The organism is Pseudomonas sp. S1_G07 (assembly GCF_054668565.1).
This window is the reverse complement of record NZ_CP162778.1, coordinates 1,125,773-1,141,461: the sequence shown is the minus strand read 5'-3', so window position 1 is coordinate 1,141,461 and position 15,689 is coordinate 1,125,773. Positions and strand designations below refer to the sequence as shown.

At 61.1% G+C, this 15,689-nt stretch carries 14 protein-coding genes and 1 pseudogene; 7 read left to right on the top strand and 8 right to left on the bottom strand.

Going from position 1 to position 15,689, the window contains the following annotated elements; translation table 11 throughout:
- Window positions 1-6 precede the first annotated feature (6 nt).
- Entirely contained in the window at window positions 7-1,794 is a 1,788-nt protein-coding gene (locus AB4O05_RS05350; RefSeq protein WP_460132454.1) for an ATP-binding protein, read from the top strand.
- Between the two features lie 3 nt (window positions 1,795-1,797).
- On the opposite strand, the gene AB4O05_RS05345 is transcribed toward AB4O05_RS05350, so the two are convergent.
- From AB4O05_RS05345 to AB4O05_RS05320, 6 genes and pseudogenes are all read right to left on the bottom strand, one after another.
- Window positions 1,798-2,574, bottom strand: coding sequence for an N-acetylmuramoyl-L-alanine amidase (locus AB4O05_RS05345; RefSeq protein ID WP_460132456.1), 777 nt, complete (start codon window positions 2,572-2,574; stop codon window positions 1,798-1,800).
- A gap of 88 nt (window positions 2,575-2,662) precedes the next feature.
- A complete protein-coding gene (locus AB4O05_RS05340) occupies window positions 2,663-4,744 on the bottom strand; it encodes a GGDEF domain-containing protein (RefSeq protein WP_460132457.1) in 2,082 nt (693 codons plus the stop codon).
- A complete protein-coding gene (locus AB4O05_RS05335; RefSeq protein ID WP_460132459.1) occupies window positions 4,741-5,619 on the bottom strand; it encodes an endonuclease/exonuclease/phosphatase family protein in 879 nt (292 codons plus the stop codon). Before AB4O05_RS05335 ends, AB4O05_RS05340 begins: the two co-directional genes overlap by 4 nt.
- Before the next feature lie 10 nt (window positions 5,620-5,629).
- Complete coding sequence (gene dsbA, locus AB4O05_RS05330) at window positions 5,630-6,265, bottom strand: thiol:disulfide interchange protein DsbA (protein ID WP_460132461.1); 636 nt, start codon at window positions 6,263-6,265, stop codon at window positions 5,630-5,632.
- Window positions 6,266-6,431: 166 nt separating this feature from the next.
- Window positions 6,432-7,043: a c-type cytochrome gene (locus tag AB4O05_RS05325; protein ID WP_460132463.1), complete on the bottom strand. Its 612-nt coding sequence runs from the start codon at window positions 7,041-7,043 to the stop codon at window positions 6,432-6,434.
- A 33-nt stretch (window positions 7,044-7,076) separates the two neighbouring features.
- A pseudogene (locus AB4O05_RS05320) lies at window positions 7,077-7,298 on the bottom strand (c-type cytochrome).
- A gap of 192 nt (window positions 7,299-7,490) precedes the next feature.
- On the opposite strand from AB4O05_RS05320, the gene yihA reads away from it, so the two are divergent.
- On the top strand, window positions 7,491-8,132 hold the full coding sequence (yihA, locus tag AB4O05_RS05315; protein ID WP_460132465.1) for a ribosome biogenesis GTP-binding protein YihA/YsxC: 642 nt from the start codon (window positions 7,491-7,493) through the stop codon (window positions 8,130-8,132).
- Window positions 8,133-8,400: 268 nt separating this feature from the next.
- Here the strand turns inward: yihA and polA are convergent, their stop codons facing one another.
- On the bottom strand, window positions 8,401-11,196 hold the full coding sequence (polA, locus tag AB4O05_RS05310) for a DNA polymerase I (protein ID WP_460132466.1): 2,796 nt from the start codon (window positions 11,194-11,196) through the stop codon (window positions 8,401-8,403).
- Between the two features lie 74 nt (window positions 11,197-11,270).
- On the opposite strand from polA, the gene AB4O05_RS05305 reads away from it, so the two are divergent.
- A complete protein-coding gene (locus AB4O05_RS05305; protein WP_460132467.1) occupies window positions 11,271-11,561 on the top strand; it encodes a DUF2782 domain-containing protein in 291 nt (96 codons plus the stop codon).
- Between the two features lie 56 nt (window positions 11,562-11,617).
- Window positions 11,618-12,571: a homoserine kinase gene (locus AB4O05_RS05300; RefSeq protein ID WP_460132468.1), complete on the top strand. Its 954-nt coding sequence runs from the start codon at window positions 11,618-11,620 to the stop codon at window positions 12,569-12,571.
- 55 nt (window positions 12,572-12,626) lie between these two features.
- On the opposite strand, the gene AB4O05_RS05295 is transcribed toward AB4O05_RS05300, so the two are convergent.
- Window positions 12,627-13,556 (bottom strand): zinc ABC transporter substrate-binding protein, encoded by a 930-nt coding sequence (locus AB4O05_RS05295; RefSeq protein WP_460132470.1) that lies wholly within the window; start codon window positions 13,554-13,556, stop codon window positions 12,627-12,629.
- Window positions 13,557-13,614: 58 nt separating this feature from the next.
- Between AB4O05_RS05295 and AB4O05_RS05290 the strand changes: the two genes are divergently transcribed.
- The 3 genes from AB4O05_RS05290 to znuB are packed head-to-tail and all read left to right on the top strand — an operon-like array spanning window position 13,615 to window position 15,663.
- Window positions 13,615-14,097, top strand: a complete 483-nt coding sequence (locus AB4O05_RS05290; protein WP_460132471.1) for a Fur family transcriptional regulator — start codon at window positions 13,615-13,617, stop codon at window positions 14,095-14,097.
- The gene (gene znuC / locus AB4O05_RS05285; protein WP_460132473.1) at window positions 14,097-14,882 is read left to right on the top strand and encodes a zinc ABC transporter ATP-binding protein ZnuC; all 786 of its coding nucleotides are present in this window, start codon (window positions 14,097-14,099) and stop codon (window positions 14,880-14,882) included. The genes AB4O05_RS05290 and znuC overlap by 1 nt, the downstream gene beginning before the upstream one ends.
- Window positions 14,875-15,663 (top strand): zinc ABC transporter permease subunit ZnuB, encoded by a 789-nt coding sequence (gene znuB, locus AB4O05_RS05280; protein ID WP_460132474.1) that lies wholly within the window; start codon window positions 14,875-14,877, stop codon window positions 15,661-15,663. Before znuC ends, znuB begins: the two co-directional genes overlap by 8 nt.
- Window positions 15,664-15,689: the final 26 nt, after the last annotated feature.

The window sequence follows — 15,689 nt, the reverse complement described above, 5'->3', positions numbered from 1 at the left end:
TACCCTATGAAGTTAGCGATGAAATTGCGCACTCGATTGTTCCTGAGCATCTCAGCGCTGATTACCGTCGCCCTGCTGGGGCTGATCCTGGGATTGGTGAGCGTCATGCAAATGGCCAAGGTCCAGGAGTCCTCGATTCGCAGCAATTTCATCACGCTGGATCTGGGGGTCAAGCTGCGCCAGAGCCTGGGTGATCAGCTGATGATCATGCTGGAAAAGCGTCCCGACTCCGAGGCGCTGCAAAGCGCAAAGCAGCGTTATATCGACTTGCTGGACCAAGGCGTCGCCCACGAACAACAAACCGGCACTGGCAAAGGTTTCAGCCAGGCGCGCATCGACTACGAAAAATTGCTGGAGGCATTTGACGAGTCTCAGCAACCCTCGCCACCGCCGGAGATCAAGCAAAAACTCACCCATACCTTCAATATGCTACGCAAAGGCCTGATCGACGAGCACAAGCAGGCCCTGGAAAATATCAGCAACAGCGAACACAAATCCCGTGATCGCGCCTTGCTGATCGCCGGCCTGATGGGCCTGGTGGGGCTGGCAGTACTGATCATCGGGTTTGTCACGGCCCATGGTATTGCCCGGCGTTTTGGCGGGCCGATCGAAGCACTGGCCAAAGCGGCCGACAAAATCGGGCAGGGCGATTTCGAAGTAACGCTGCCGATCTCGTCGGCGGCGGAAATGAATCAACTGACACGCCGCTTCGGCATCATGGCCGAAGCCCTGCGCCAACATCAGGCGACCAATGTGGACGAACTGCTGGCGGGACAGCAGCGCCTGCAGGCGGTGCTCGACAGCATCGATGATGGCCTGCTGATGATTGATCGCCAAGGCCGCCTGGAGCACCTCAACCCCGTCGCGCAACGCCAGCTGGGCTGGGACGAGGAACGCCTTGGCCAGGGCCTGGGCGAGGCGATGGTGCGCCCGGAACTGGATGAGCAACTGCAATTGGTGCTGCGTGGCGGCAACCTCGAGCGGGCACCGGACGACCTGGAGGTGGAAGTCGAGGGCGAACTGCGCCTGCTGACCTATAGCCTCACTCCTGTCAGCCATACCCAGGGCCACATCCTCGGGGCGGTGATGGTGCTGCACGACGTGACCGAGCAGCGCGCCTTCGAGCGAGTACGCAGTGAGTTCGTTCTACGCGCCTCCCATGAACTTCGCACGCCGGTCACCGGCATGCATATGGCGTTCGGGCTATTCCGCGAGCGCGCGAAGTTCCCGGCGGAGTCCCGCGAAGCGGACCTGCTGGATACGGTAAATGAAGAAATGCAGCGCCTGATGCAGTTGATCAACGACTTGCTCAACTTCTCGCGCTACCAGAACGGCCTGCAGAAACTCACCCTGGGGCCGTGTGACGTGCCCCATCTGCTCGAACAAGCCCGGGCGCGTTTCATCGAGCCAGCCAATGCACAACACATCGAACTGCTGGTAGAAGCGCAACCCGACCTGCCCCGGCTGTATGCCGACCAGGCGCAACTGGAGCGAGTGCTCGACAACCTGCTGGGCAATGCTCTGCGGCACACCGCCGACGGCGGACAGATTCGCCTGCAGGCCCGCCGCCACGGCGAGCGGGTGATTGTCAGCGTCGAGGATAACGGCGAAGGAATCGCCTATGGCCAACAAGGGCGCATTTTCGAACCCTTCGTCCAGGTAGGCCGAAAGAAGGGCGGCGCCGGCCTGGGGCTGGCGCTGTGCAAAGAGATCGTGCAATTGCACGGCGGCCGCATGGGGGTGTATTCGCGGCCAGGGCAGGGCACCCAGTTCTACATGGCCTTGCCGCTCTAAGGCCTAACGCCGGCTCAACGCACGCAGAATCGCGGCACTTTCGGCATCTGGCGTGCCATCGAACAGCGACGGTCGGAAATGCATCTGGAACGCTGCGATCACATGACGCGTGGCGACATCCAGTTCGCCGGTCTGGGGCGTCTGGTAGCCCAAATGGGCCAACTCTTCCTGGAACCAGGTGATGCTCGGCAGCTCCGCGGCATACTGCACCTGGAAACGTGCGACAGCCTGGACGTCCGGCCACACACCCAACCCTTCATCGGCCAGGCGCTTCCAGGGGAACAACGGACCCGGGTCCAGCTTGCGCAGCGGTGCAATGTCGCTGTGCCCGATGATGTTCCTGGGATCTATGCCATTGCGCTTGCTGATGTCCTTGAGCAGCACCACCAGCGACTTCACCTGCGCCTCGGAATACGGATACCACAGTCGGCCTGTGGGCGTGTCCTTGTAGCCAGGGTTCACAATCTCGATACCGATGGAGCTGGAGTTGAGCCAGGTGCGGCCCATCCACTCACTTTCGCCGGCATGCCAGGCGCGCTGGCTTTCATCTACCAGTTTATAGATCGTGGCGCCGGCATCGTCGCCAATCAGGTAATGGCTGCTGACTTGGCCATGGGTAAGCAGGGCCAGGGACCGTTCAAGGTTGGTCGAGGTGTAATGGACAACCACGAACTGCACGCGGTTGTCGTGGTTGACCGAGGGATGGCTGGTATCCAGTCGAGGGCCGCTGGCGCAGCCTGCCAGCAGGAGAAACACACAGGCGAAGTACAAGGATTTCATAGCAGAGGACAGTACGCAGAAGACGATAATGCAACAGTGTAACGTACCGTTTGTGGCCCTGCGGTCAAATTACAAAATGGAACATCTTTTACGCCGGCTGCACTTGGTTACGCCCAGCCGCCTTGGCCCGGTATAACGCTTCATCAGCTCGCTTGAGCGCCAGCTCACTGCGCTCGCCCGCCAGCAGTTGCGCCACGCCCATGGACACCGTGATTGTCACGGGCTCGCCCTTGAAGTGGAAAGGGCAGGCCTCAACCGCGCCGCGCAGCACTTCACCCACTGCCAGGGCAGTCGACAGGGATGAGTCGGGCATCAGCAACACAAACTCTTCACCACCAAAGCGCGCAATGAAGTCGATGGGGCGCAGGCGCTTGCGCAACACGGTGGCGATGATCTTCAACACCTTGTCACCGGCCAAATGGCCGTAGTCATCGTTGATGCGCTTGAAATGGTCCAGATCCAGCATCGCCAGCGACAGGTTATTGCCGCACTGGTGCCAGGCATTGATCTCATGGTCCAGGCGCTCGCTCCAGGCCGCGCGATTGGGCAAGCCGGTAAGCGGATCGATCAGGGCCTTCTGGCGCTGCACCTCCAGGTGCTCGCGATAGCCCTGGGCCTCCTGCTCCATATTGGCGACCCGCTCGGCCAGCCCCTTCAAGCGCTCTAGCGTTTCCTGCTCGCGCCGGTCACGGTGTTGCTGGTGCTCATCCAGGGTGCCGAGCAAACCTTCGAGATGGTTTTCCAGTACCTGCTTGAGGCTGTCCAGGTCCGCGGCTTCCTGCACGCTGCTTTGCAGACCATCGACCTGCTCACGAATCTGCGTGTCCAGCTCCCTGGCGGCAATGCGGCTGTCGGCATGCCCCTGGCTGGCCACCTGCAGATGTCCCTGGAAGGCTTCCAGACGCTCGTTGAGCCGCTTCAGGTAAGCCTCGAACTCATGCTGGCCGCTGTCGGTGACCGCCAGCATCAGCACTGCCAGGTCATCGAGGATCGGCAGCAGTTCGTACCAGTTCAAACCTTGGGCCAGGCGCTCGCGCATCGCTTCGGCCTGGGGCCGATGGCGCTCGGGCAGAGACAGCTCTTCCAGCAGCCCGAGCAGGGTGTCTTCGATATGCTTGGCCACAGAACTGTAGGACGGCTCCGGCGAGTCCGGCAAGGAATAGATGCCGTCCGATTGCAGCTCTTCGGCGCCGGGCTCCTCGGTTTCCAGTACCGGGGGGAGCGAGAGGCTGCCGATTACCGTTTCGTCCGGTACCGCTCCCTGAGCCTGCGGCGCTTCGATAAAGGCCGCGAGGGCGCTTTCGGGGGCCGGTTCTTCCGCCTGCGGCTCAGGCACCTCGGGCTCGACAGGCGCTACGGCGGTGTCGATAGCTTCAGCTGCCGCGACCCTTTGCGAAGGCGCTTCGTAGACAAACGTCTCGCTGGCTGCCTCGACAACCTTGGCTGGCGCTGCGGCGGGCTCTGGCTGCACGATAATTGCCGGCAGAGGCTCTGGCTGGGGCTGTGGCGCAAAGGCGCGCAAGGCTTGTGTCAGCGCCTCGGAGGGCTCGGCTTCCTGCGGCTCGGCTGTGGGCTTGGGCACCACGGCTTGCGGTGACGGGCTGGGGGCCGGTTCGCTTGCCACCGCTTCGTTTGAAACGTCCCGGGCACCAAACAGACGCTGTAGAAGCCCGGGCCCAGAGCGCGTGGTTTCGCCCTCCGGCTCCAGGTTATCCAGTGCCTGCCCTTGCAGGCCGCTCAACTCGCTGAGCAACAGGGGGATCTCACGCGCCTGGCTGACCCGCCCGTCCAATTGCTTGGCAAAGGTTTTCAGCGGGCGCGACACCTCACGGGGCAACGGCAGCTTTTGCAACTGCGTGACCAGCGAAGTCAGCGCGGTGCTCATTTGCTCGATCCGGGTTTCGCGACGCTGTTCCGAATCCAGCACGGCTTTTTCCAAACGCGGCAGCAAGGCGGCGAGGGCGGCGTCCATGTCGTCGGTACGCACGACGTCGCGCATTTCCTTCATGCATTGATCGACCGCGCGGTCGGTACCTTCCGCAGCCAGCGTGCTACGCACCAGCCCCCGGCGCAGCAAGTCGAGGCGGGCGGCCCAACGGCGCTCGAGCTTTTCTTGTTGCTCGATGCTTAACAGGTATTTTTCTTTCCAGCGCTGGGCTTCGTCGCTCATGCAAGGGGTCCGCTGGTGCCTGGGCTCAACGCGGGCAATGCATCAACCGTGAGCGAACCCGGCAGACGAATCTCTACCGCGACCGGCAGGTGATCGGAGATAGGCTGCGCAAGCACCTGCACACTTTCGAGCGTGAGGGTCGGACTGAGCAGGATATGGTCAAGACAGCGTTGCGGGCGCCAGCTGGGAAACGTGGCTTCGGCTTGCGGCGCCAGCAACCCGAGGTCGCGCAACGGAGAATTCTGCAACAGGTCGTTGGCGTGGGTATTCATGTCCCCCATCAACACCTGGTGCTTGTAATTGCCAATCAGCTCTCGGATGTAGGCCAGTTGCAGGGTGCGGGTACGTGCGCCCAGCGCCAGGTGCATCATCACTACGACCAAGGCTTCCGGGCCTTCGCCGAACCTCACGAGGATCGCGCCGCGGCCCTTGGGGCCTGGCAACGGGTGATCCTCGATAGCCGACGGCTTCAAGCGGCTGAGCACGCCATTGCTGTGCTGCGCCAGGCGCCCGAGGTTGCGATTGAGTTGTTGATACCAATAGGGGAACGCACCCAGTTGCGCCAGATGTTCCACCTGGTTGATATAGCCGGAGCGCATGCTGCCGCCGTCGGCTTCCTGCAAGGCCACCAGGTCGAAATCATTCAACAGGTCGCCGATCTTCTGCAGGTTACCGGCCCGCCCGTTGTGGGGCAGCAAGTGCTGCCAGCCACGGGTGAGGTAATGCCGGTACTTTTCGGTGCTGATGCCCACCTGGATATTGAAACTGAGCAGCCGCAAGCGGCTGTCCGGCGCCAGGCCCGTGGACTCCAGGTGATGCTCGTTGACCCGAGGATCGTGCAGGCCAACGACGCGTTCGGTACCCCAGCGGCGCATGACGGGCCCCTTACTTGGCTGCGCGCTCTTTGGCGATCAGTTGGTCAGCAACATTGAGGGCGGCTTCACGACCACCGGTACTGCCCAGGTCGAAACGGTATTTGCCGTTGACGATCATGGTCGGTACGCCTTGCACACCGTACGCCTTCGCGAGTTCCTTGGCCTGCTGGACCTGGCCCTTGATCGCGAAAGAGTTGAAAGTAGCGAGGAACTTGTCCTTGTCGACACCTTGAGTCGCTACGAAGTCAGCCATGTCTTTCGCCTCGGTCAGGCGCTTGCCTTTTTCCTGGATGGCCTTGAATACCGCGTCGTGGACCTTGTGCTCCACACCCATGGCCTCGAGGGTCAGGAACAGTTGACCATGAGCATCCCACGGGCCGCCGAACATGGCCGGAATACGCTTGAAGTTCACGTCTTTTGGCAGCTTCTCAACCCATGGGTTGATGGTCGGTTCAAAAGCATAGCAATGCGGGCAGCCATACCAGAACAACTCCACTACTTCGATCTTGCCTGGTACCGATACCGGAACCGGGTTAGCCAATTCAACGTAGGTCTTACCGGCTTCAAGCGGCACGTCGGCAGCTTGTGCGGTCATGCCGAAGAGGCTGGCAGTGACGAGAGCGGCGCTGAGGATCAGATTACGCATGCTTTACTCCTGGGCAAATAAAGTCGCCTCACGCGACCTTTAGGTATGACAGGTCTACGCGGGCATCAGTTCGTTAGTGTAACGGCACCGGCCACAAAAAAGGGCGGCCTGGGCCACCCTTTTTATGCTTGCATCGCGGGATTAATCGAGCGTTAACTTAGCGCGCTTAGTGCAGGCCTTGAATGTAGCTGGAGACAGCGGCGATGTCTTCGTCGCTCAGCTTGCGGGCGATGGTACGCATGATCATCGTATCGCCGTCGTTGGTGCGGCCCGCTTCTTCCTTGCGGAAATCGGTCAACTGTTTGGCGATGTACTGCGCGTGCTGGCCGCTCAGGTGCGGGAAGCCCGCGGCGGCGATACCTGCGCCATTGGGCGAGTGGCAGCCAGTGCAGGCAGGCAGGCCTTTATCCAGGTCGCCACCGCGGAACAGCTTCTCTCCACGGGCCACCAATTTAGGATCAGTCGCTCCCACGCTGCCCTTCTGGCTGGAGAAATAGGCTGCGATATCCGCCAGGTCCTGATCGCTGAGGTTGGTCAACAAGCCGGTCATTTCCAGCACCGTGCGCTTGCCGCTCTTGATATCCTGCATCTGTTTGGTCAGGTAACGCTCACCCTGGCCGGCCAGTTTGGGAAAGTTCGGCGCCGGGCTGTTGCCATCCGGTCCGTGGCAAGCACCACACACGGCGGCTTTCGCCTGGCCCGCTGTAGCGTCGCCTGCAGCATGGGCAACACCGGTGATGCCCAAGGTCAACAGCAGACTCACGATCAGTTTGTTCATCAGCTAATCCAACTACGGCTAAGGGTTTAAGAGTTATCTACCGGGTTCACTCACCATCAACTCAATGACGGCCTGGTAATCCTCAGTACTGCAGTCCATGCACAAACCACGCGGCGGCATTGCCTTGAAACCCTGGGTCACGTGTTGCACCAGCGTGTCCACGCAAACTCGGTTGTACACCGCTTCCGGATCCTGTGTAGCCTGAGCGCCCTAAAGCGGAACCAGAACACCGACAGCGAGCAACCATCTGGTCATACATCGACCTTTTCAGGGTTTGAGAGCGTTTTGCGTTCTAATGCGCAATAAAGGTCTATCACTCCCGTGAGCATCATCCTTCGCTGGGACAAAGCACACACAAAATCTGCGGCATTATATACTGGCGCTACTGAAACGGAAACGACACTGCTTGCCGCACCCTTTTTCGGCACCGCCCACATCGGAAATCCCATGCAACTCAAGAATCCCATTCTCGGCCTGTGCCAACAGTCCACCTTCATGCTCAGCGCCGCCAAAGTTGACCAATGCCCCGATGACGAAGGCTTTGAAGTCGCCTTTGCCGGCCGCTCCAACGCCGGCAAATCCAGCGCGCTGAACACGCTGACCCACGCCAGCCTGGCGCGCACCTCGAAAACCCCCGGTCGCACGCAACTGCTCAATTTCTTCAAGCTAGACGATGATCGGCGTCTGGTCGACCTGCCGGGCTACGGTTATGCAAAAGTACCCATCCCGCTGAAGCTGCACTGGCAGCGTCACCTGGAGGCTTACCTGGGTGGACGGGAGAGCTTGAAGGGCTTGATTCTGATGATGGACATCCGTCATCCAATGACCGACTTCGACCTGCTGATGCTCGATTGGGCGGTCGCCAGCGGCATGCCGATGCATATCCTGCTGACCAAAGCCGACAAGCTCACCTACGGCGCCGCCAAGAATACTTTGCTCAAAGTGCAGGCCGAGATTCGTAAAGGATGGGGTGATGCGATCACCATCCAGCTGTTCTCGGCGCCAAAGCGCATGGGCCTGGAAGAAGCCTACACGGTACTGGCTGGCTGGATGGAATTGGCCGATAAAGGCGCGGAAGCCGCCGAATAACTTTTGCGCGGGCAAAAAAAACCCCGGACTTCTTATGGGGAGGGGAAGTTCGGGGTTCAAGTTCCGGACCGCTAGGGCGGGGTCCAGATATCTGCCAACACTTAACACAACATAGGAGCATTGAAGGGCTTCACCACCCATTCAGTAACTCTGAGTAGCAGTTCACGGGTTAAGTTCCGGCAGGTTGGAAAACTATTGGAAATAACTGACGGAGATTTCCGATCTAAAGCACCTTGCCACCCTCCCCAGCGGCGGCAAGGCCGCGAAATCAGTGCGCTTCGTCCCAGTTATCACCCACGCCCACTTCCACCAGCAACGGCACATCCAACTGCGCAGCAGCGCTCATGTGTTCACGGATCTTCTCGCTGACTTCTGCAACCAGATCCTCACGCACCTCAAGCACCAGTTCGTCGTGTACCTGCAGGATGACCTTGGCATCCAGGCCCGAGTCGGTCAGCCAGTTGTCCACCAGCACCATGGCTTTCTTGATGATGTCGGCCGCCGTGCCCTGCATGGGCGCGTTGATCGCGGTGCGCTCCGCCGCCGCGCGCTCCTGGGGTTTGTTGGAATGGATGTCCGGCAAGTACAGCCGACGCCCGAAGAAGGTCTCCACGTAGCCCTGGTCGGAAGCCTGCGCGCGAGTGCGCTCCATATACTCACGAACCCCTGGATAGCGGGCAAAATACACATCGATATACGCCTTGGCCGTCTTGGTATCGACACCAATGTCCTTGCCAAGCTTCTGGGCGCCCATGCCGTAGATCAGGCCAAAGTTGATCGCCTTGGCGCTGCGACGCTGATCCGACGTGACCGCTCCCAACTCAACCTTGAACACTTCGGCGGCCGTGGCCGCATGCACATCCAGGTTATGGCGGAAGGCGTTCATCAGCCCCTCGTCCTTCGACAGGTGCGCCATGATCCGCAATTCGATCTGCGAATAGTCGGCCGCCAGCAATTTGTAGCCCTTGGGCGCGACAAATGCCTGGCGGATGCGCCGCCCTTCGGCGGTGCGCACCGGGATGTTCTGCAGGTTCGGATCACTGGAAGACAAGCGTCCGGTGGCCGCCACCGCCTGGTGATAGGAGGTGTGAATACGCTGGGTGCGCAGGTTGATCTGCTCCGGCAGGCGGTCGGTGTAGGTGCTTTTCAGCTTGCTCATGCTGCGGTACTGCATCAGCACCTTGGGCAGCGGATAGTCATCTTCGGCCAGCTTGGCCAGCACTTCCTCAGCGGTGGAGGCTTGCCCCTTGCCTGTCTTCTTCAGCACCGGCAGCCCGAGCTTCTCGTAGAGGATCGCCCCCAGTTGCTTGGGCGAGCCGAGGTTGAACGGCTCACCTGCGATCTCGAACGCCTGGCGTTCCAATTCGACCATCTTGTTGCCCAGTTCGATGCTCTGCACGCCGAGCAACTCGGCATCCACCAGCGCACCCTGGCGTTCGATGCGCGCCAACACGGGCACCAGCGGCATTTCAATGTCGGTGAGCACACTGGCCAGGCGGGGTATGGCGGCCAGTTGGGCGTACAGTGCCTGATGCAGGCGCAGGGTCACATCGGCATCTTCGGCGGCATAAGGCCCGGCTTGCTCAAGCGGGATCTGGTCGAACGTCAGCTGCTTGGCGCCCTTGCCGGCGATGTCCTGAAAACTGACGGTGTCGTAATCCAGGTACTTCTTCGCCAGGCTGTCCATGTCATGACGGGTAGCGGTGGCATTCAATACATAGGACTCAAGCATGGTGTCGAAGGCGATACCGCGCACGTTAATGCCGTGCGCAGGGTCACCGCCGATGGCGCAGTTGGCCAGGATGTTCATGTCGAACTTGGCGTGCTGGCCGACCTTGAGCTTGGTCGGGTCTTCCAGCAGCGGCTTCAACGCCAGCAACACGGTGTCACGATCCAACTGTTGCGGCACCCCGATGTAAGAGTGGGTCAGCGGGATGTAGGCCGCTTCATGGGGCTGTACGGCAAAAGAAACGCCGACCAATTGCGCCTGATGAGCGTCGATCCCGGTGGTTTCGGTGTCGAAAGCGAACAACTTCGCTTCGTTGAGCTTCCTCAGCCAGAGTTCGAATGTGGCCTGGTCGAGAATGGTGGTGTAGACCGCGTCCACGGGTACCGGCGTGGCCGTCTCAACGCTTTCTTGCGCGGCAGGCTCGGCAGCCGTGGCTGCCTTGAGCTCGACACGCTTGGCATCGCGCTGAATCTCATCAAACCAGCTTTTGAATTCCAGGAGGGCATACAGCTCCAGGAGTTTTTCGCGGTCCGGCTCGATCAGGTGCAGGTCCTCCAGGCCCACGTCCAACGGCACATCGACCTTGATCGTGGCCAACTGGTAGGAAAGGAACGCCATCTCCCGATGCTCTTCGAGCTTGGCCGGCAAGGTCTTGGCGCCGCGGATCGGCAGGGTCGGCACGATATCCAGTTGCTCATAGAGCTCTTTGAGGCCGCCATTTACACCCACCAGCAAGCCGGAAGCCGTCTTGGGACCAATGCCCGGAACACCTGGGATGTTGTCGGACGAATCGCCCATCAACGCCAGATAGTCGATGATCTGCTCCGGAGCGACGCCAAATTTCTCCTTTACGCCGTCCACATCCATGGCACTACCGGTCATGGTGTTGACCAAGGTAATGTGCCCGTCGACCAATTGCGCCATGTCCTTGTCGCCGGTAGAAATCACCACCGGTCGGCTGGCGGCCGCGCTGCTGCGGGCCAGGGTGCCGATCACGTCGTCGGCCTCGACGCCTTCGACACACAACAACGGGAAGCCCAGGGCGATCACGCTCTGGTGCAGCGGCTCGATCTGCAGGCGCATGTCATCGGGCATGCTCGGGCGATTGGCCTTGTATTCGGCGAACATTTCATCGCGAAAGGTCCCACCCTTGGCGTCGAACACCACCGCAAAGGGGCTGTCCGGGTACTGCTTGCGCAGGCTCTTGAGCATGTTCAACACGCCCTTGACCGCACCGGTCGGCAGGCCTTTGGAGGTGGTCAACGGTGGCAGTGCGTGAAAGGCACGGTATAGATAAGAAGAACCGTCCACCAGGACGAGGGGTGCTTGGCTCATGAGCAGGATCAACCTTTTCGGCGGGTCTGGCGCTAGAATAGCCGGACCAATGAAAACAAAGGGACAAGGTTATCATGCGTACATTCAATCGCCTGCTGTTGACCGGCCTGATCGCACTCGTTCCGATGGCTGCCATGGCGGCAGACAGCGCGCCTTCGGGCAGTCCGGACGTTACCATTCGCAGGGAAGGCGACAGAACTATCCAGGAATACCGCCAAAACGGTTTCCTGTACGCAATCAAGATCACCAAAAAAGGCTTTCCACCGTATTTCCTGGTGCGCGCGGACGGAACCGACGCGAACTTCATCCGCTCTGACCAGCCGAATATGCTGATCCCGTCATGGAAGATCTTCGAATGGAAATGATTTCTTAACTTCAATTGGCGCCGTGCAGTGCGGCGCCCGTACTGGCAGTTTTAACCATGTCTGTGTTCACCCCCCTGGCTCGGCCCGAGCTGGAAACCTTTCTTGCCCCTTACGGGCTTGGCCGCCTGCTCGACTTCCAGGGGATCGCCGCCGGTAGCGAAAACACCAATTTCTTTATCAGCCTGGAACAGGGCGAGTTCGTCCTGACCCTGGTTGAGCGCGGCCCGGTCGCGGAAATGCCGTTCTTCATCGAACTGCTCGACGTGCTCCACGACGCCGACCTGCCGGTGCCTTACGCCCTGCGCACCACCGACGGCGTGGCCCTGCGCGAGCTGGCCGGTAAGCCTGCACTGCTGCAGCCGCGCCTGGCCGGCAAGCACATCAAGCAGGCCAATGCCCAGCATTGCGCCCAGGTGGGCGAGTTGCTCGCCCACCTGCACCTGGCCACCCAAGGCGAGAAGGTGCTGGAACGCAAGACCGACCGCGGGCTGGACTGGATGCTCCGCGAAGGCGCGCAGTTGATTTCACACCTGAACGACGCCCAGCAACGCCTGCTACGCGATGCACTCGATGAGATTGAGGCGCACAAAGCGCAGATCCTGGCCCTGCCTCGCGCCAACGTCCATGCCGACCTGTTCCGCGACAACGCGATGTTCGAAGGCACGCACCTGACGGGCCTGATCGACTTCTACAACGCCTGCTCCGGCCCGATGCTGTACGACGTGGCCATCGCCCTGAATGACTGGTGCTCGGACGCCGAAGGCGTGATCGATGGGCAACGCGCCCGCGCCTTACTGGGCGCCTACGCCGGGCTGCGGCCGTTCACGGCAAAGGAGGCGCAACTATGGCCAACGATGTTGCGTGTAGCCTGCGTGCGCTTCTGGCTGTCACGCCTGATCGCGGCGGAGTCGTTTGCAGGGCAGGATGTGTTGATTCACGACCCGGCGGAGTTCGAGCATCGCTTGGCGCAACGCCAGCAGGTCACGGTGCAACTGCCGTTCGCGCTTTAAAGGTCAGAACAAAGGAGCTGGCTTGCCTGCTCCTGCATGAGGTCTGTGCAGCCCGTTACAGCGACTCCAGACACCCTGCCAAGTCGTTCCCAAGCTTCTCCAGCACCTGCTCATACCCCTGCGCCGTCGCCGGGGTATAGCCACCCAGCGCATCCAGCTCTGCCAGCTTCACCGGCAAACCGGCCACCAGCGTCTCGGCCAGACGCGGCCGCAGTGGCGGCTCACTGAACACACAGGTCTTGCCGACTTCCTGCAAACGCGTACGCATGGCGGCCACATGCTGGGCGCCAGGCTGTACTTCGGCGGCAACACTGAACACGCCGGCATGCTTCAAGCCGTAAGCGTCTTCGAAGTAATCAAAGGCTTCGTGGAATACAAAATAAGGTTTGCCCTCGACGCCGGCCAAACGCTTCTTCAAGCGCGTATCCAGCGCGTCAAGGCGCCCCTCAAAGGCCTGCGCGTTGCGCTGATAACGCTCGGCATTCGCCGGGTCAGCCTGACTGAGGTCAGCCGCCATGCGCGCTGCGATCACCCGTGCGTTCACCGTCGATAACCACAAATGCGCATCCACGCTGCCTGGACGATGATCATGATCATGCTCGTCCGCTTCGTCGCCATGAGAGTGGCTATCTTCGCCGAAACGGCGCAGTTTCATCCCCGCAAGGTCCTGCACGGCCACGGTTTCGGCGTTACGTCCTTTCAGCACGCGAGGCAGGAAGGTTTCCATATCCGGCCCAATCCAATACAACAGATCCGCCGACTGTACGCGCCGTACGTCGGATGGACGCAATGCGAAGTTATGTGGCGACGCGCCCGGCGGCAGCAACACCTCGGGAACCGCCACCCCGTCCTGCACCGCCGCGGCAATCAACTGTAATGGCTTGATGCTGGTCAGTACCTTGACCTCGGCCTGCGCCTGGCCTGCGATGAACAAACTGGTGACAAATACGACAAAAACGGGAAAAAGTCGGGACACGATGACCACTCAATGGCGTAGGAACGGGTAACATAATAACGTCTCTATCAAATATCTGTCGCCGCTCATGCCTAAAACACCGCTTGCCAGCCGTCCCCACGACCATTCTCACTGCGTGCATACCGCGCTGTCGGAGGCCGACACCCTGTGCGCGCAGAAAGGTCTGCGCCTGACTGCCCTGCGTCGGCGCGTGCTGGAACTGGTGTGGCAGAGCCATAAGCCGCTGGGTGCCTACGACATCCTCGGCGTGCTCAGTGAGCAGGACGGCCGCCGCGCCGCGCCACCCACGGTTTACCGCGCGCTGGATTTTCTGCTGGAAAACGGCTTGGTGCACCGTATCGCCTCGCTCAACGCGTTCGTCGGCTGCAACCACCCGGAACACGCACACCAGGGCCAGTTCCTGATCTGCCGCGAATGCCATGCCGCCATCGAGCTTGAACAAAAAAGCATCAGCGACGCGATCATCAGGAGTTCCGCCGATGTCGGTTTCAAGGTCGAAGGGCAAACGGTCGAAGTGATCGGTCTGTGCTCGGGCTGCCAGGGGGCTTGATGAGCAACGCGTTAATCCGCCTGGAGCAGGTTGGGGTCACGTTCGCCGGGCAAGCCGTGCTGGATAACATCGCACTGAGCGTGGAGCCGGGGCAGATCGTCACCCTGATCGGCCCCAACGGCGCCGGCAAGACCACCCTGGTGCGCGCCGTACTGGGCCTGCTCAAGCCCGACAGCGGCAGTGTGTGGCGCAAGCCCAAGCTGCGCGTCGGCTATATGCCGCAAAAGCTGCATGTCGATCCAACCTTACCGCTCTCCGTGCTGCGCTTCCTGCGCCTGGTGCCCGGTGTGGACCGCGCCCGCGCGCAGGCCGCCCTCAAGGAAGTCGGTGCCGAGCAGGTGATCGACAGCCCGGTGCAGAGTATCTCCGGCGGTGAAATGCAGCGCGTGCTGCTGGCCCGCGCTCTGTTGCGCGAGCCGCAGTTGCTGGTACTCGATGAGCCCGTACAAGGTGTCGACGTCGCCGGCCAAGCCGAGCTGTATAGCCTGATCACGCGCCTGCGCGACCGCCATGGCTGCGGCGTGCTGATGGTTTCCCACGACTTGCACCTGGTGATGAGCACCACCGACCAGGTGGTGTGCCTCAACCGTCACGTGTGCTGCTCCGGCCACCCGGAACAGGTCAGCGGCGACCCGGCGTTTGTCGAGCTGTTCGGCAAGAACGCCCAGAGCCTGGCGATCTACCACCACCATCACGACCACGCCCACGACCTGCATGGCGCTGTGGTCGATGACCCCGCCACACCCCATACCCACGTTCATGGAGATAGCTGCAAGCATGGCTGATTTTCTGCTCTACGCCCTGCTGGCAGGCTTGGCTCTGGCGCTGGTGGCGGGCCCGCTGGGCTCGTTCGTGGTCTGGCGGCGCATGGCATATTTTGGCGACACGTTGTCGCATGCCGCGCTGCTGGGCGTGGCCATGGGCTTTTTGCTGGATGTCAGCCCGACCATCGCTGTGACGGTCGGTTGCCTGCTCCTGGCGGTGCTGCTGGTGGCCCTGCAACAACGCCAACCCCTGGCCTCCGACACCCTGCTGGGCATTTTGGCGCCCAGCACCCTGTCCCTGGGCCTGGTGGTCCTGAGCTTTATGCATGAAGTGCGCATCGACCTGATGGCTTACCTGTTCGGCGACCTGCTGGCGATCAGCCCTACCGACCTGGCCTGGATACTCGGCGGCAGCGCGGCCGTGCTGGCCGCGCTGGTGGCCCTGTGGCGCCCATTGCTGGCGATTACGGTGCATGAAGAGTTGGCCAGGGTCGAAGGCTTGCCCGTATCCGCCCTGCGCATGGCCCTGATGTTGTTGATCGCCGTGGTGATCGCTGTCGCAATGAAGATTGTCGGCGTATTGTTGATCACATCGCTGCTGATCATTCCTGCGGCCGCCGCGCAGCGCCACGCCCGCTCACCGGAGCAGATGGCGATGGGTGCAAGCCTGCTGGGGATGCTGGCGGTGTGCGGGGGCCTGGCCTTGTCGTGGTTCAAGGACACACCGGCCGGACCATCGATTGTGGTCACGGCCGCCGCCCTGTTTCTGCTGAGTTTTGTCCTGCCCCGTCGAGGGGTGTAGACTTGCTCGCTTTTTGCGCAAATAGA

What these genes read in the sequence shown, in the direction of transcription:
- AB4O05_RS05350 (WP_460132454.1), top strand. Translation starts at nt 7, where the DNA reads ATGAAGTTAGCGATGAAATTGCGCACTCGATTGTTCCTGAGCATCTCA.
- AB4O05_RS05345 (WP_460132456.1), bottom strand. Translation starts at nt 2,574, where the DNA reads ATGAAATCCTTGTACTTCGCCTGTGTGTTTCTCCTGCTGGCAGGCTGC.
- AB4O05_RS05340 (WP_460132457.1), bottom strand. Translation starts at nt 4,744, where the DNA reads ATGAGCGACGAAGCCCAGCGCTGGAAAGAAAAATACCTGTTAAGCATC.
- AB4O05_RS05335 (WP_460132459.1), bottom strand. Translation starts at nt 5,619, where the DNA reads ATGCGCCGCTGGGGTACCGAACGCGTCGTTGGCCTGCACGATCCTCGG.
- dsbA (WP_460132461.1), bottom strand. Translation starts at nt 6,265, where the DNA reads ATGCGTAATCTGATCCTCAGCGCCGCTCTCGTCACTGCCAGCCTCTTC.
- AB4O05_RS05325 (WP_460132463.1), bottom strand. Translation starts at nt 7,043, where the DNA reads ATGAACAAACTGATCGTGAGTCTGCTGTTGACCTTGGGCATCACCGGT.
- yihA (WP_460132465.1), top strand. Translation starts at nt 7,491, where the DNA reads ATGCAACTCAAGAATCCCATTCTCGGCCTGTGCCAACAGTCCACCTTC.
- polA (WP_460132466.1), bottom strand. Translation starts at nt 11,196, where the DNA reads ATGAGCCAAGCACCCCTCGTCCTGGTGGACGGTTCTTCTTATCTATAC.
- AB4O05_RS05305 (WP_460132467.1), top strand. Translation starts at nt 11,271, where the DNA reads ATGCGTACATTCAATCGCCTGCTGTTGACCGGCCTGATCGCACTCGTT.
- AB4O05_RS05300 (WP_460132468.1), top strand. Translation starts at nt 11,618, where the DNA reads ATGTCTGTGTTCACCCCCCTGGCTCGGCCCGAGCTGGAAACCTTTCTT.
- AB4O05_RS05290 (WP_460132471.1), top strand. Translation starts at nt 13,615, where the DNA reads ATGCCTAAAACACCGCTTGCCAGCCGTCCCCACGACCATTCTCACTGC.
- znuC (WP_460132473.1), top strand. Translation starts at nt 14,097, where the DNA reads ATGAGCAACGCGTTAATCCGCCTGGAGCAGGTTGGGGTCACGTTCGCC.
- znuB (WP_460132474.1), top strand. Translation starts at nt 14,875, where the DNA reads ATGGCTGATTTTCTGCTCTACGCCCTGCTGGCAGGCTTGGCTCTGGCG.